The sequence below is a fragment of the Rhizobium sp. Rhizsp82 genome, assembly GCF_047325115.1.
In the GTDB taxonomy this organism is placed as follows: Bacteria; Pseudomonadota; Alphaproteobacteria; order Rhizobiales; family Rhizobiaceae; genus Rhizobium.
Genome location: NZ_CP168570.1, coordinates 1,464,764 through 1,477,401 on the forward strand (window position 1 = coordinate 1,464,764; position 12,638 = coordinate 1,477,401).

General features: G+C 61.2%; 11 protein-coding genes. 4 read left to right on the forward strand and 7 right to left on the reverse strand.

Translation table 11 applies throughout. The features are described from left to right. Positions 1–2: 2 nt before the first annotated feature. Positions 3–428: a response regulator gene (locus ACEN84_RS11910; RefSeq protein WP_112713368.1), complete on the reverse strand. Its 426-nt coding sequence runs from the start codon at positions 426–428 to the stop codon at positions 3–5. After that, positions 415–2,562 (reverse strand): PAS domain S-box protein, encoded by a 2,148-nt coding sequence (locus ACEN84_RS11915; protein WP_413710979.1) that lies wholly within the window; start codon positions 2,560–2,562, stop codon positions 415–417. The genes ACEN84_RS11910 and ACEN84_RS11915 overlap by 14 nt, the downstream gene beginning before the upstream one ends. 187 nt (positions 2,563–2,749) lie before the next feature. Between ACEN84_RS11915 and ACEN84_RS11920 the strand changes: the two genes are divergently transcribed. The 3 genes from ACEN84_RS11920 (at position 2,750) to ACEN84_RS11930 (ending at position 4,744) form a co-directional block, all read left to right on the forward strand. Then, positions 2,750–3,118, forward strand: coding sequence for a response regulator (locus ACEN84_RS11920; protein WP_413710980.1), 369 nt, complete (start codon positions 2,750–2,752; stop codon positions 3,116–3,118). A 469-nt stretch (positions 3,119–3,587) separates the two neighbouring features. Continuing rightward, positions 3,588–4,292 carry a response regulator transcription factor gene (locus ACEN84_RS11925; protein WP_112713362.1) on the forward strand — a complete coding sequence of 235 codons (705 nt, stop codon included), beginning with the start codon at positions 3,588–3,590 and terminating at the stop codon, positions 4,290–4,292. A gap of 14 nt (positions 4,293–4,306) precedes the next feature. Further along, positions 4,307–4,744, forward strand: coding sequence for a response regulator (locus ACEN84_RS11930; protein WP_112713360.1), 438 nt, complete (start codon positions 4,307–4,309; stop codon positions 4,742–4,744). Positions 4,745–4,749: 5 nt separating this feature from the next. Here the strand turns inward: ACEN84_RS11930 and ACEN84_RS11935 are convergent, their stop codons facing one another. The 4 genes from ACEN84_RS11935 to ybaL form a co-directional block, all read right to left on the reverse strand. After that, complete coding sequence (locus ACEN84_RS11935) at positions 4,750–5,451, reverse strand: sensor histidine kinase (RefSeq protein WP_413710981.1); 702 nt, start codon at positions 5,449–5,451, stop codon at positions 4,750–4,752. A gap of 94 nt (positions 5,452–5,545) precedes the next feature. Then, entirely contained in the window at positions 5,546–8,101 is a 2,556-nt protein-coding gene (gene secD, locus ACEN84_RS11940) for a protein translocase subunit SecD (protein ID WP_130279064.1), read from the reverse strand. 89 nt (positions 8,102–8,190) lie between these two features. Continuing rightward, positions 8,191–8,568: a hypothetical protein gene (locus ACEN84_RS11945; RefSeq protein ID WP_112713354.1), complete on the reverse strand. Its 378-nt coding sequence runs from the start codon at positions 8,566–8,568 to the stop codon at positions 8,191–8,193. Between the two features lie 57 nt (positions 8,569–8,625). Next, on the reverse strand, positions 8,626–10,443 hold the full coding sequence (gene ybaL, locus ACEN84_RS11950) for a YbaL family putative K(+) efflux transporter (protein ID WP_413710982.1): 1,818 nt from the start codon (positions 10,441–10,443) through the stop codon (positions 8,626–8,628). A 79-nt stretch (positions 10,444–10,522) separates the two neighbouring features. Between ybaL and ACEN84_RS11955 the strand changes: the two genes are divergently transcribed. Then, positions 10,523–10,786, forward strand: coding sequence for a helix-turn-helix transcriptional regulator (locus tag ACEN84_RS11955; protein ID WP_112713350.1), 264 nt, complete (start codon positions 10,523–10,525; stop codon positions 10,784–10,786). On the opposite strand, the gene ACEN84_RS11960 is transcribed toward ACEN84_RS11955, so the two are convergent. Further along, entirely contained in the window at positions 10,783–12,210 is a 1,428-nt protein-coding gene (locus ACEN84_RS11960) for an ArnT family glycosyltransferase (RefSeq protein WP_413710983.1), read from the reverse strand. The two genes, ACEN84_RS11955 and ACEN84_RS11960, sit on opposite strands and share 4 nt — an antisense overlap. Positions 12,211–12,638 lie beyond the last annotated feature (428 nt).

Consider the following 12,638-nt stretch of genomic DNA (forward strand, 5'->3'; position numbering starts at 1 on the left):
TGTCAGTCCTCGTGCGGCAGGATGGCAATTTCGAACCAGTATTCCTTCAGCCGCTGGATGGCGGCGAACAGCCCGTCCAGATCCACCGGCTTCTGCACATAGGTATTGGCGCCGAGCGCATAGCAGCCCTCGATATCGCGCTCGTCGTCGGATGTCGTCAGGATCACGACCGGGATCTTGCGCCAATGCGCATTGGACTTAATGGCTTCAAGCGTCTTGCGCCCATCGAGGCCCGGCATGTTCAGGTCGAGTAAAACCAGGCCGGGACGCGGGTTCATCTCCGCCAGCGCATCGAGCGCTTCCTGGCCGGATGCGGCCCAGCGGATGGGGTTTCGCAGGTTGGTGCGCTTGAAGGCGCGCATCGTCGCCTCGAAGTCGTCCTCGCTGTCCTCGACAATCAGGATCGGCTGCATGTCACGCGGCTGCATTCTGGTCCTCTCGTTTGCTTCCCAGCGTAAAATAGAATGTCGTGCCTGTCCCGAGCTCGGATTCGAGCCAGATCTCGCCATTGTGGCGGGCGATGATCTTGCGCACGAAGGTCAGACCGGCTCCGGTCCCATCATCCGAATCCTGCGATTTTTCCAGACGTTTGAAAATGCGGAAAATGTCTTCGTAGAATTCCGGTGCGATGCCCTTGCCATTGTCCCTGACGAAGAACACGTCGCTCGCCTCCGAGCCGTCCTTGCCATGGTAATGATCGAGATAGCCGATCGTTACCAGCGGCTCTGCCTTGTCGTTGTATTTGACTGCGTTGGTCACGAGGTTGCGGAACACCTCGGTCAGCCGCGTTGCGTCGCAGACCACCTCGGGAAGCTCCCCATCCGTCGTCACCTGCGCATTGCGCTCCTCCAGGAACACTTCGAGCGTGCCGACGACATCCTTGACCACGAGGTTGATGTCGGTGCGCTTCACCGCCAGCTGCTGTCGGCCGATGCGGGAGAAATAGAGCAGGTCGTTGACGAGCTTCTCCATCCGCTGGCTGAGGCGAACGAGGCGGTTCAGACGCCGCACGCCATCCTCGTCCAGCTGCTGCTCATAGTCTTCGAGCAGGAAGCGGGAGTGATTGTGCAGCCCGCGCAGCGGCTCCTTCAGGTCATGCGAGGCGATATAGGCGAATTCGTCGAGATCCTGGTTGCTACGCTCCAGATCGGCCGTATAGGCCTCAAGCTGGCCGACCATGGTCTTCAGCCGCTCCTCCTGGCGAATGCGCTCGCTGATATCGCGCACGATGCCGACAAAGGTGCGCGAACCACCGGTCGGCACGACGCTGACGGAGAGATCGAGCGGAAAGGCAGCGCCATTCTTGCGCCGGCCGGAGACCATGCGGGTCGTGCCGATGATCCGTTCCTCGCCGGTCTGCCGGTAACGGCTGAGATAACCGTCATGCTCGGAGTGATAGGGCTCCGGCATGAGCATCTTGATATTCTTGCCCAGCGCTTCGGCCGGCGTATAGCCGAACATCTGTTCCGCGGCCGGATTGAAGCTCGAGATCACCCCGCGCTCGTCCATGGTGATGACGGCATCCGGCGTGTTGCGCACCAGCGAGCTGAAGCGGATGCGCTCGGTCTCCAGGCTCGCGCTGTTGCGCATATAGTGATGCACCAGATAGGCGATCAGCCACAGCATCGCGATGGTGACCGTGCGATTGGCGATTTCCTGCCAGAGAATGTCGTCCGGGTGGCTGACGGCAAAGAAGCCGAGCAGGATCAGGATGGTGCAGACGAAGGCGAAGAACAGCGGTGCCTTGCGATTGCCGAACCAGAGCGCCGTCAGCACCAGGGGGACATAGAGAATGCCGTTGGCAACGCCGAGCGGCGTATAGAGGTCGGCGAGCAGGCCGGTGAAGCAGATGACGCCGGGGATCCAGAGCGGCACGCTGGCGCCGCCTTGCGGCTGCCGCCACCAGGCGCTCGCCAGCAACCCGCCGCCGAACACCATCATGCCGATCGACGTATGCAGCGCCATCGCCGCATAGGGCCCCCACCGGTAGCCATGCTCGGCGCTGGTGATATAGGCGGCAAAGGCGATCATCCCGAGCGTGATCGCCACATAGCTCGTCAGTTCCTGGACGAGCGGCGCCCGCTCGTCCTTCCAGTTCAGCGTCGCAAACAGCGCGACATTGCCGATCAGGAAGATCAGAGCGGTATTCGGACCCATGCCGCCGCCGATCAGGTCGGAGAATTCCTGGGAAACCAGAAGATTGGTGAGCAACCGATCGACGAGATGTGACGTTCGTCCGAGTGCCAGGATTTCGCTGAAGCGGATCAGCGTGATGGCAATGACGCCGGCGGCAAACACCGAGGCCGCGATATTGAAGCGCCGCCTGGTCGAGACCGAGCCGGCGAGCGCAAAGCCGGAGAGGATGAAGCAGAGCGCCGTGTTGAAGGCCATCGCCGGAAAGTCCGGCACCACCGAGACGATGACCTCGACCTCGAACAACCAGCCGGCAATCGCGGCGATGCCGAGCAGCCCGATCAAGCTGCTGACGGTCAGTGCTGTCGCCCGATAGCGCTTCTTCTTCCGCTCGTCGTCCCGCGATTTGCCAGCGGCTTCAGCCCACACGCGCCCTGTCCTCCTGAGTTCGTGCCATCTTTTCCGAATTCGGCGAATACTCAATAGGAAACGCAGGGTTGCGATCGTGTTCTACTGACGATTTTCACAGGATTGATAGCGATTGTTAGCGAAACATATCTAGTGTCATGTTTCGGGTCAGTGAAGCGAGGCCCGCCGATGATCGGATCGAGCAGCTATGCCTTTGATATTCTACATCGACGATAGCAAGGATGATCTTTTCTATCTCGACTACATGCGCCGCAAGAACGTGCTGAAGGCGGATCTCGTCACCTTTTCCCAGCCGCAGGAGGCGTGGGAAATGCTGCAAGCGCGCCATGGAAAAGGCGAGCCGATGCCCGATCTGCTGATCGCCGATCTCTACATGCCGCTCGATGGCGGGCTGCTTTTGATCCGGCAGATCAGTCAGGATCCGCGATTCACAGGCATCAGGCTGGGTGTCTGCAGCGGCTCGGATGCGGAAGAAGACCGCCAGCGTTCGCTGGCAGCCGGCGCCCATGTGTTTTTCCTGAAGCCTTTGAATCCTGAGGATATTCCGCTCGGTTGAGCAGCATGGAACCGGCGCTCGGAACGCTCCGGGCGCGCACGGAAAGGCCGATTGACAAGGCCGTTTCAGCGTCTCAAGATACAACCAATGGGAAGAGGAGTGATTTGAGCGCTGAGAGAGCCGACCGACCCTTGTTCGCCGCCACGAACTTCAGCCAACCCCTTAGCTGAACGGATCTATCGGCCCTCCCGCGCTTACTTCCGGCACTTTTTCCGCTATTCGAGAGATCAAGAATAACGAAAAATGCGATACCTAGGTAAGACTACGATTTCAGTACATCTGGCCTTTGCATCACTTGCGGTTGAGAAATCGATGAGCGTTTATGCCTCAGGATATTGGAGGTCCCTGTTCCTTTATCCTCATCAACTGTCTCGGAAATTTTTCTAACTGTTCGCGTTTAGGACGTATATCCCAAGATTTCGGGATGAGGTGGGGTGACTTGTGAAGGCTTCGAGGTAAGGTTGCCGGAATGACCAACGCAGCGGCTGTTCCTTTTCATACTGGGCCCGAGCTGAACCGGGCCATCAACCGCACCGATTTCTTCCGCTTGTTCAAGGCGGCGGCGCACCATTATCACTTCGACAACTTCGCATTGGCGAAGATTTCCGAAGCCGCCGCCCCGTTCGGTGAGCGCGAAATCGTCATCACCAATATCGCCGAGCGCCGCGCCAGCCTGTTCATCCAGACGCTGAAGGAAGCGCTGGGAACGATCAAGGCCAAGTCCGCGCAGTTCCTGACGACGCCGGTCTTCGGCAAGAGCGCCCAGCTGGAAGGCTATCCCGCCGATCTGGTGTTCAACGAGTTCAACGGCAACACTTTTCTCTTCATCCCGCTCTTCACGCCCGAGGGCCGCCGCTACTGTCTGGTGCTCAGCGGCATTCGCCAGGAGCCGGACCAGAGCGAGATCGCCGATGTCCTCCTCGACGTCATGCGCATCTTCGACAAGCTGTACGAGGAAATCTTGACCCAGGAAATGACTGGACGTCTGACGCAGCGCGAGGCCGAGATCGTCAAGTGGACGAGCGAAGGCAAGACCTCTGCCGAGATCGCCATCATTCTTGGCCTCTCGGAGCATACGGTGAATTCGCATATCACCGCTGCGGTGCGGAAACTCGATGCGGTCAATCGCGTTCATATGGTTGCGATAGCGCTGAGAAACGGGCTCGTTTCGTGACCGGAGGAGATCAGATGACAGCCGAGGCCAGAGCCGCGGGGACCGTCAAGGTCCTGTTCGTGGACGACGAGTTCATCGAGTTCCGCTCGCTGAAGAAGAAGATCGGCAGCCTGTCGGAGCCGGCGGTCGATGTCGAATATGCCCAGTCGGTGGGCGATGCCGTCGACAAGATGAAGAGCGTCAAGTTCGACCTGATCCTGCTCGACAATCGCCTGCTGCCGAATGCCGATTTCCGCGAGACGGTGCCGGAATTGCGCGGCATCGGCTATACCGGGCCGATCGGCGTGATCTCGACGGATATTTCCGACGGCTATTTCCAGCAGTTTCCCGACTACGGCGTCGATTTCCGCATCGGCAAGGACGAGATGGACGCGCGCACGCTGCAATACATCATCCGCGAATACGTGACCTACGACGTCCCGGATTTCTGGAAGGACGACTACAATATCTGACGATCTCAGGCGGGCAGGCGGATTTCGAACCGGCTGCCATTCTCGGATGAGCTTGCGAGATCGAGCGTTCCGCCCATCGCAGTGGTCAGCTCGCGCGAGATAGACAGCCCGAGCCCCGGACCCGCAATGCGGCCCGGCTTCGGCAGCTTCCAGAAGGCTTCGAAGATGCGCCCCTGATGATCAGGATCAATGCCGTGTCCATTGTCCGCAATGGCGATGACCAGCGTGGACCCATCCCGCGCTGCCGTCACCTCCACCCGCAGGGCATCCCGCTCGCCATGAAAAACCGCATTCGCGAATAGCTGCCTCAGCACCGCGGTCAGCAGCGCGCCGTCGGTGCGCAGTTCCGGCAACTCGCCGTGGACTAGGGTCGCATCGGTACCGGGAACCTCGGCAATCGCCTCATTCCATGCCGTTTGCGCAGCAGCGTTGAGATTGACGCTCTCGCGCGCTACTTGCGGCGTACCGGCAGCAAAGGTCATCAGCGCCTTCGTCAGCCGCTGTGCCGTCTGCACCTTGTCGAGAATGGTCGTCAGGCTCTGCTTTTCGTCGGCGCTGATCCTGCCTTCGAGATCCTCAAGCAGGATTTCCGAATACATGGCGATATGACGGAGCGGCGACTGCAGGTCGTGCGATGCGACTGCGAGGAAGCGGCGGATGCGCTCCTCGGTAGTGTTCGTCTCCTGCGGCGTCGTGCTGGATGACATGGCGGTATCTCCCCTCGACCTCAGGGCTACCATAAAAAGAGGGCGCCGGTTCTGCAACCGGCGCCCGCCTCAAGCTTTTGTTAACAACCGGTTTTTAGCCGATCGATTTGCGCGGCTCCACAGCGTCCGGCGGAATGATCTCTGCTTCGGGCTTCGCATCCGCTGCCGGCTTGGCATGGCGGCGGCGCCAGTCGCCGAGGAAGAGAAGGATCGGCGCTGCGATGAAGATCGACGAAGCACCGGCAACGAGGATGCCGAAGACCATCGGGATCGCGAAGCTCTCGACCGCGCTACCGCCCCAGATCGCCATAGGAAGCAGGGCGAGGAATGCGGTGGCGTTGGTGTAGAGGCTTCGTGCCAGCGTCTCGTTGATCGAGCGGTCGATGATTTCGCGCAACGGCATCGACTTGTAGAGGCGCATGTTTTCACGCATGCGGTCATAGACGACGACCTTGTCGTTCACCGAGTAGCCGACCAGCGTCAGGATCGCCGCGATAGCCGTCAGGTTGAAGTCGAGGCCGGTCAGCGCGAAGAAGCCGATTGCCTTGGTGACGTCGAGGACGAGCGTCACGATGGCGCCGACAGCGAATGGCCATTCGAAGCGTGCCCAGATATAGGCGAGCATCGCCAGGCTGGCGATGACGACGGACAGGATACCTGCCCACGCAAGTTCGCCGGAGACCTTCGGGCCGATGACGTCGGTGCCGGTAACGGTTGCCGACGGATCGATCTTGACGATCTCCGCCTTCAGCTTTTCGACGGCGGCCGTCTGTGCCTCTTCGCCACCTTCCTGGCGCTGCGCACGCACCGCCATGGTGTTGTTGTCGCCATAGGACTGCAGCGAGACTTCGCCGAGGCCGAGGCTGTTCAGGCCTTCACGGAACTTGCCGAGATCAGCAGCTTCGGTCGTCTTGACCGACATCTGGATACCACCACGGAAGTCGACGCCGTAGTTGAGGCCCGGATGGATGAAGAGCACGACCGATGCGATCGACAGCAGTGCCGAGACCGTGACGCCGAAGAAGCGTGCCTTCATGAACTGGATGTGGCGGCCGTAGGGGTTGAACATCATCGGCAGCAGCGGCTTGATGTTCAGAACCTTGAGCTTACGGCGGCGGGTGATCTCGATCATCGTGACGCGAACGAAGGCGACCGAGGTGAACATCGAGATGATCAGGCCGAGTGCCATGGTGACCGCGAAGCCGCGGACCGGGCCGGAGCCGAACCAGAACAGGATGGCGGCAGCGATAAGCGCCGTCATGTTGCCGTCGATAATCGTCGAGTAGGCGCGGCGGAAGCCGGTATCGATAGCGGCAAAGGCGCTCTTGCCCTTGCGCGTTTCTTCACGAATGCGCTCGTTGATGAGAACGTTCGCGTCGACCGCAAGACCGATACCGAGAACGACACCCGCGATACCCGGCAGCGTCAGCGTCGCGCCGACAAGGGTCAGGGCCGAGAAGGTCAGGATCGTGTGGATCAGCAGGGCGAAGTTCGCGAGGAAGCCCCAGGTGCCGTAGAGCACGAAGATGAAGAGGGCGACGAGAACGAAGCCGACGATACCCGAATAGATACCCATGCGGATCGCGTCTGCGCCAAGGTCGGCACCGACGGTGCGTTCTTCGATGACGGTCAGCTTGGCGGGCAGGGCGCCGGCGCGCAGCATGGCGGCGAGCGTCGTTGCCGTATCCGGCGAGAAGCTGCCGGAGATCTGGCCCGAACCACCGGTGATCGGCTCGCGGATGACAGGCGCGCTCAGCACCTTGTCGTCGAGAACGATGGCGAAGGGGTTGCCGACATTCTGGCGGGTGATGTCTGCGAAGCGGGTCGCGCCGGCGCTGTCGAAGCGGAAGCTGACGATCGGCTCATGCGTGTTCGGGTCGAAGCCGACGCGGGCATCCGAGAGGCGGTCGCCGGAGATTTCGACGCGGTCGAGAACCGGATAGCTGTTGCCCTGGTCGTCCTTCAGCATGGTCACACCAGGACCCGGCTGGTTGTTCGGGGCAAGCATGTGGAACGACATCTTGGCGGTCGAGCCGAGCAGCTGGCGAAGGCGCGACGGATCCTGGGCGCCCGGCAGCTGCACGAGAACGCGGTTGGCGCCGATGCGCTGGATCGTCGGTTCGGCAACGCCGACCTGGTCGACGCGCTGACGGATGACTTCAAGGCTCTGCTGAACGGCGGAATCGACGTGGCTGGCAAGACCGGCCGGCGAGAAGGCGACGATGACGTTGCCGCCATTTGCCGTGACCGAGAGGTCCGACTGGCCGGCGCTGAGACCGGTGCTGATCGGGTTGCCGAGCGTCTGGAGCTGGGTGATGGCTTCGCTGCTCTGCGCCGGATCAACCGGGGTCACGACGATCTGGTTGTTGTTGAGAACGATCGACTTGGTCTGGATGTTCTTCTCGCGCAGAACGCGGCGGGCGTCCTGCAGCAGCGTCTGGAGACGCTCCTTGGTCAGGTCCGCTTCATCGACTTCGAGCACGAGGTGCGAGCCGCCGCGAAGGTCGAGCCCAAGGGAAACCTGGCTGTGCGGCAGCCAGGCGGGCAGCTTGTCGAGGGTGCTCTGCGAGAGCATGTTCGGCAGCGCGATGATAATGCCGAGCACGATGATCACCGAATAGGTGAACACCAGCCATGGTGAATTGCGCATTCTTTCAGTTCCTTGAATAAAAGTAGGCCGGCGCAAGGCGCTGGCTGTGTCTCTGCAGTTCTGGAGGCGCCCGTCAGGGGCGCGAAAAATCAGGCGACCGGCGGTGCGCGGGGCTGATGGGCCGCCGGGGCGGCAGGCCGGATGACCGTATCGGCGATGCCTGCGGGCGCAGGTGCCGGCCATTCGGCGAATGCGAGATGCGCAAGAAGCGGCAGTGCCGCGGCATCGGAATCGTGCAGTGTCTGTTTCGGCGCGATCTTGCGCTCGGTGGCAAGCAGCCCGCGCACGGCTTCACGCGCCGTCAGCTGCAGCGGCTGGCTTTCCTTGCCGGGCGCGCTCAGCGCATTATTGCTCTGGGAGTCGGGGCCAAGAACGAGGTTGCCGCCGAAAAGCAGGCCGAGATAGGCGAAGACGGCAAGCAAGAGGGAAACGGCGATGCGGGCGCTCAGGCGGCGCGCATCCGGCATTCCCTCGTCATGTCCTGCGATCTCGCTCTCAAACCGGCTCAAAAGCGCAAAAACCCGTCATTCTTTCTCCGGCGGCTCTGTGGCCGCGGGCGGAATTGTATCAGTCTCCGGCCCATCTTCATAGGCTGGTCTGTCATGATGCACTTGAGCGAGCCGGTCAACCATCCCCATGGCGATTTCTCGCTCGCCCATGATCACGGTATCGGCGCCATATTGCTTGAGTTCTTCCACCTCGGCGTCCGAGTGCGCCCGCGCGACGATCAGGATCGAGGGGTTGACCGTACGGCCGAGCTCCGCCACGTGGCATGCCTCAAAGGCATTCGGAATGGCGATGACCAGGCTGCGGGCGCCGTTGAGATTGGCGAGATCGAGCACCTCTCGCGCCGCGGCATTGCCGAGCACCGTCTCGACGCCCTGGGCCGAGAGCTCTTCGATGCGCTTTTCGGAATCTTCGATGACGAGGAACGGCGTGCCAGACGATTTCAGGTTCTGTCCGACGATGCTGCCCACGCGGCCGTAGCCGACGAGGATCACATGGCCGGACAGGGATGTCGGCTGGATGTCGTCCTCCTCCGGCTGGATAGGCTCGACGGGGGCGGACTCCTGGGACTCCGCTGCCTCTGCCGCTGGCTCCTCGCGCTTCGGACGCTCCAGGAGGGGCTTGATGCGGTCGCAGAGGTAGAAGAGGGCAGGGTTGAGAATAATCGAGATGATCGCACCGGCGAGGATTAGATCGCGTCCTTCTTCCGGCAACAGGCCGAGATCGACGCCAAGCGCCGCGAGGATGAAGGAAAATTCGCCGATCTGACCAAGGCTCGCCGAAATCGTCAGCGCCGTGCCCACCGATTTCCTGAACAGCAGCACGATCAGCAGCGCGGCGACCGACTTGCCGATGACGATGATGAAGACGGTGGCGAGAACCGGCAGCGGCTTCTCGATCAGGATGTTCGGGTCAAACAGCATGCCGACCGAAACGAAGAACAAAACCGCGAAGGCATCGCGCAGCGGCAGGCTTTCCTGCGCGGCGCGGTGGCTGAGCTCGCTTTCGGCAAGAACCATGCCGGCGAAGAAGGCACCGAGCGCCAGCGAAACGCCGAACATCTTCGAGGCGCCGAAGGCAACGCCGAGCGCGATGGCGAGAACGCCGAGGCGGAACAGTTCGCGAGAACCGGTATGGGCGATGCGATGCATCGTCCAGGGGATCAGCTTGCGGCCGAAGATCAGCATCAGCGCCACGAACAGCGCCACCTTGACCAGCGTCATGCCGATGATGCCGCCGATGCCGAGATCGAGGCCGAGCAGGCGGTTCAGACCAGCCGAGAGCGGCTCGACCGTCGCATGCTCGCCACCGCCGATGCTGGCAGCCGCCGGGATGAGAACGAGTGCCAGAACCATGGCGAGGTCTTCGACGATCAGCCAGCCGACGGCGATCTTGCCGCGCTCCGTCTCGACGAGACGCCGCTCCTGCAAGGCCTTTAGAAGCACGACGGTCGAGGCGACCGACAGCGCAAGACCGAAGACCAGGCTGCCGCCGGTCGGCCAGCCCATCAGCCAGCCGAGACCCCAGCCGAGCAGCGTCGCAAAGCCGATCTGCACGATCGCGCCGGGCACCGCGATGCCGCGAACAGAGAGAAGATCCTTGAGAGAGAAATGCAGGCCGACGCCGAACATCAGCAGGATGACGCCGATTTCGGCGAGTTCGGGAGCTAGATTCTGGTCAGCGACGTAACCGGGCGTATGCGGCCCGACGAGAATACCGGCAAGCAGATAGCCCACCAGTGGCGGCAGCTTCAGCCTGTTGGCGATGGCGCCGAAGATAAACGCCAGCACGAGACCTCCGACGATTGTCGAAATCAAAGGTGTGTCGTGCGGCATCGCAATCTCCCGATCTGGTATTCCCGTTCAAAACATGACATATATGGCTTATGTTGACCAATATGGGTGACTTGAAATCATGGGTCAAGGCGCTAAAGAAACAATTCTGACGCCTGCTTTATGCCGCGCTGCCCGAGGTTTGCTCGATTGGACGCAGAGCGACCTTGCCGACAAGGCCGCCGTCTCACGCAGCACGATACGCGACTATGAAGGCCGGCACCACGAAATCCACCGTGCGACCGAGGCACAGCTGCGCCTCGCCTTCGAGGAAGGCGGCGTGAGATTCGTCGATGTGGAAGGGGCGGGGACAGGTCTCTGCCTGCCCCCGCAAGCGCCTGCCTAGCGCTGCCGGTCGAGGCAACTGCCCGGCATCTTGTAGGCGTAGACGTCCTTGCCGCGATAATAACCGTCGGCCGGCTGCCAGCTCTTCACCAGCTCGGCCGTGCCGGTGGTGCAGGTAAATTCATTGCGGCTGACGAAAAGCACCGGCTCCTGCGAACCCGCGGGCAGGGCGAAGTTCTGCTCGTAATAGCTGTTCGGCAGATCGACGGGCGCCCGGGCATAGATCTTTACCGGCTCGTTGCGCAGCGTGTGGAACATGTCGGCGACGAAATCGCGGTTGTCGGTGACGATAGTCGCGGTCCCGGCCTGCTTGGCGAGCGCGGCGGCTTCGCGGCTGATTTCGGCGCGGCCGAGATAGCGCTTCATGATCTCGTTGCCGCCGGGCAGCACGAGTTCATGCGCGAAGATCGTAGCCAGCGGGAAGAGGATGCTGGCGACAGCGCCGATGATCAGCGAGATGTTGAGGCCCTTCGGCCAGAGGCGCGAAAGAACGGTCACGGCAAGCACGGTCCCGGTCACATAGGCCGTCACGCCCCAGTTGGCCTCGGCCTTGGCGACGAATGCCTGCAGGGTGATCAGGAACACCACCGGCAGCGAGAACCAGACGAGCAGCTTTTCCGTTTCTCCGCTCCGGCCCCGGATCATCCGCCATCCGGCCCAGAGCATTGCGAAGAAGATGATCGGGCCGACGACGCCGAACTGCGCAGCGAAGAATTCCGCAGCGCCGGCGAAATCCAGCTTCATCTGGTCCCACTTGGCGATGTCCTCGGTGTGGCGAACCGTGGTCGCGTCATGCGTGAAGTTCCACCAGAGGTTCGGCGAAGCGAAGATCAGCGCCGTGACGACGGAAATGAAGAAATCGCGCCAGGCAATGCGCGCTGCAGGCACGAAGAGCAGCGCAATCAATCCGCCGGGCACGACGAAGAGGATCGCGTATTTCGACAGGAACGAGCAGCCGAAGGCAGCGCCCATCAGCAGCGCCAGCCCGATAGAGGACTTCTTCGTCAGGCCGGCATAGGCCCAGAGTCCGATCGTCATGAAGAACAGCAGCACGACGTCGGTGGAGAAGAACACCGACGAAAGGGCAACCGCCGGCATCGTCACATAGATGGCGCCCGTCCACCCCTCGACCTCGGGTCCGACGACGCGCTTGGCGAGCTTCATCAGCAGGAAAGCGGTCGCCGCGTGAACGATCGGTCCGCAGAGGCGCACCCAGAAAATATCGGTCGAACCCGCAATATCGGTCATCGCCCGGATGAACCAGGCGATCATCGGCGGCTTGGAATAATAGCCGAAATCGAGATTTTGCGACCAGAACCAGTATTGCGCCTCGTCGACGAAGAAATCCGTCGTGTCGAAATGCAGCGTCACGATGCGCCACAAGGTGACGGCAAGAATGATGAAAAGGCCGGTTCTGGCAGACATATAGAACTTCCGCTGGTTAAGGCGCCTGCCATACATCAGCGAAGCTGCACTGCCAACACGGGCGGCTCACAAAGCCGCACTATGCCGCAGTCAAAGGCTTTTCAGAGAACCCGAAGGTCGATGCTGCCGCGGCGTGCTTCGATCTGATCGAGCAGGGCGACGGCTGCCAAAGTGGCAATTGCGATGAGGCAGGATCCCAATCCGAGAACAATCATTGCTCTATCCTTAACGACATCATGTCATGTCTTAAGGGTGCGATATAACACAAAGCTTGCGCAGGACTTGTAGCGCGCCTGCAACTCCTTGGGACTATTTCATTTGTTGCTCCAAAAATGCTTTCAGCGGCTGCGTTGATTAAAAAGCGCATTAACCTTCAAGCAAGGAATTAACCATAAACATGGCGTTACACGTCGGAATGGGAAATGTTG

What these genes read in the sequence shown, in the direction of transcription:
- ACEN84_RS11920 (WP_413710980.1), top strand. Translation starts at nt 2,750, where the DNA reads ATGCCTTTGATATTCTACATCGACGATAGCAAGGATGATCTTTTCTAT.
- ACEN84_RS11955 (WP_112713350.1), top strand. Translation starts at nt 10,523, where the DNA reads ATGGGTCAAGGCGCTAAAGAAACAATTCTGACGCCTGCTTTATGCCGC.
- ACEN84_RS11910 (WP_112713368.1), bottom strand. Translation starts at nt 428, where the DNA reads ATGCAGCCGCGTGACATGCAGCCGATCCTGATTGTCGAGGACAGCGAG.
- ACEN84_RS11935 (WP_413710981.1), bottom strand. Translation starts at nt 5,451, where the DNA reads ATGTCATCCAGCACGACGCCGCAGGAGACGAACACTACCGAGGAGCGC.
- ybaL (WP_413710982.1), bottom strand. Translation starts at nt 10,443, where the DNA reads ATGCCGCACGACACACCTTTGATTTCGACAATCGTCGGAGGTCTCGTG.
- ACEN84_RS11960 (WP_413710983.1), bottom strand. Translation starts at nt 12,210, where the DNA reads ATGTCTGCCAGAACCGGCCTTTTCATCATTCTTGCCGTCACCTTGTGG.
- secD (WP_130279064.1), bottom strand. Translation starts at nt 8,101, where the DNA reads ATGCGCAATTCACCATGGCTGGTGTTCACCTATTCGGTGATCATCGTG.
- ACEN84_RS11930 (WP_112713360.1), top strand. Translation starts at nt 4,307, where the DNA reads ATGACAGCCGAGGCCAGAGCCGCGGGGACCGTCAAGGTCCTGTTCGTG.
- ACEN84_RS11945 (WP_112713354.1), bottom strand. Translation starts at nt 8,568, where the DNA reads ATGCCGGATGCGCGCCGCCTGAGCGCCCGCATCGCCGTTTCCCTCTTG.
- ACEN84_RS11925 (WP_112713362.1), top strand. Translation starts at nt 3,588, where the DNA reads ATGACCAACGCAGCGGCTGTTCCTTTTCATACTGGGCCCGAGCTGAAC.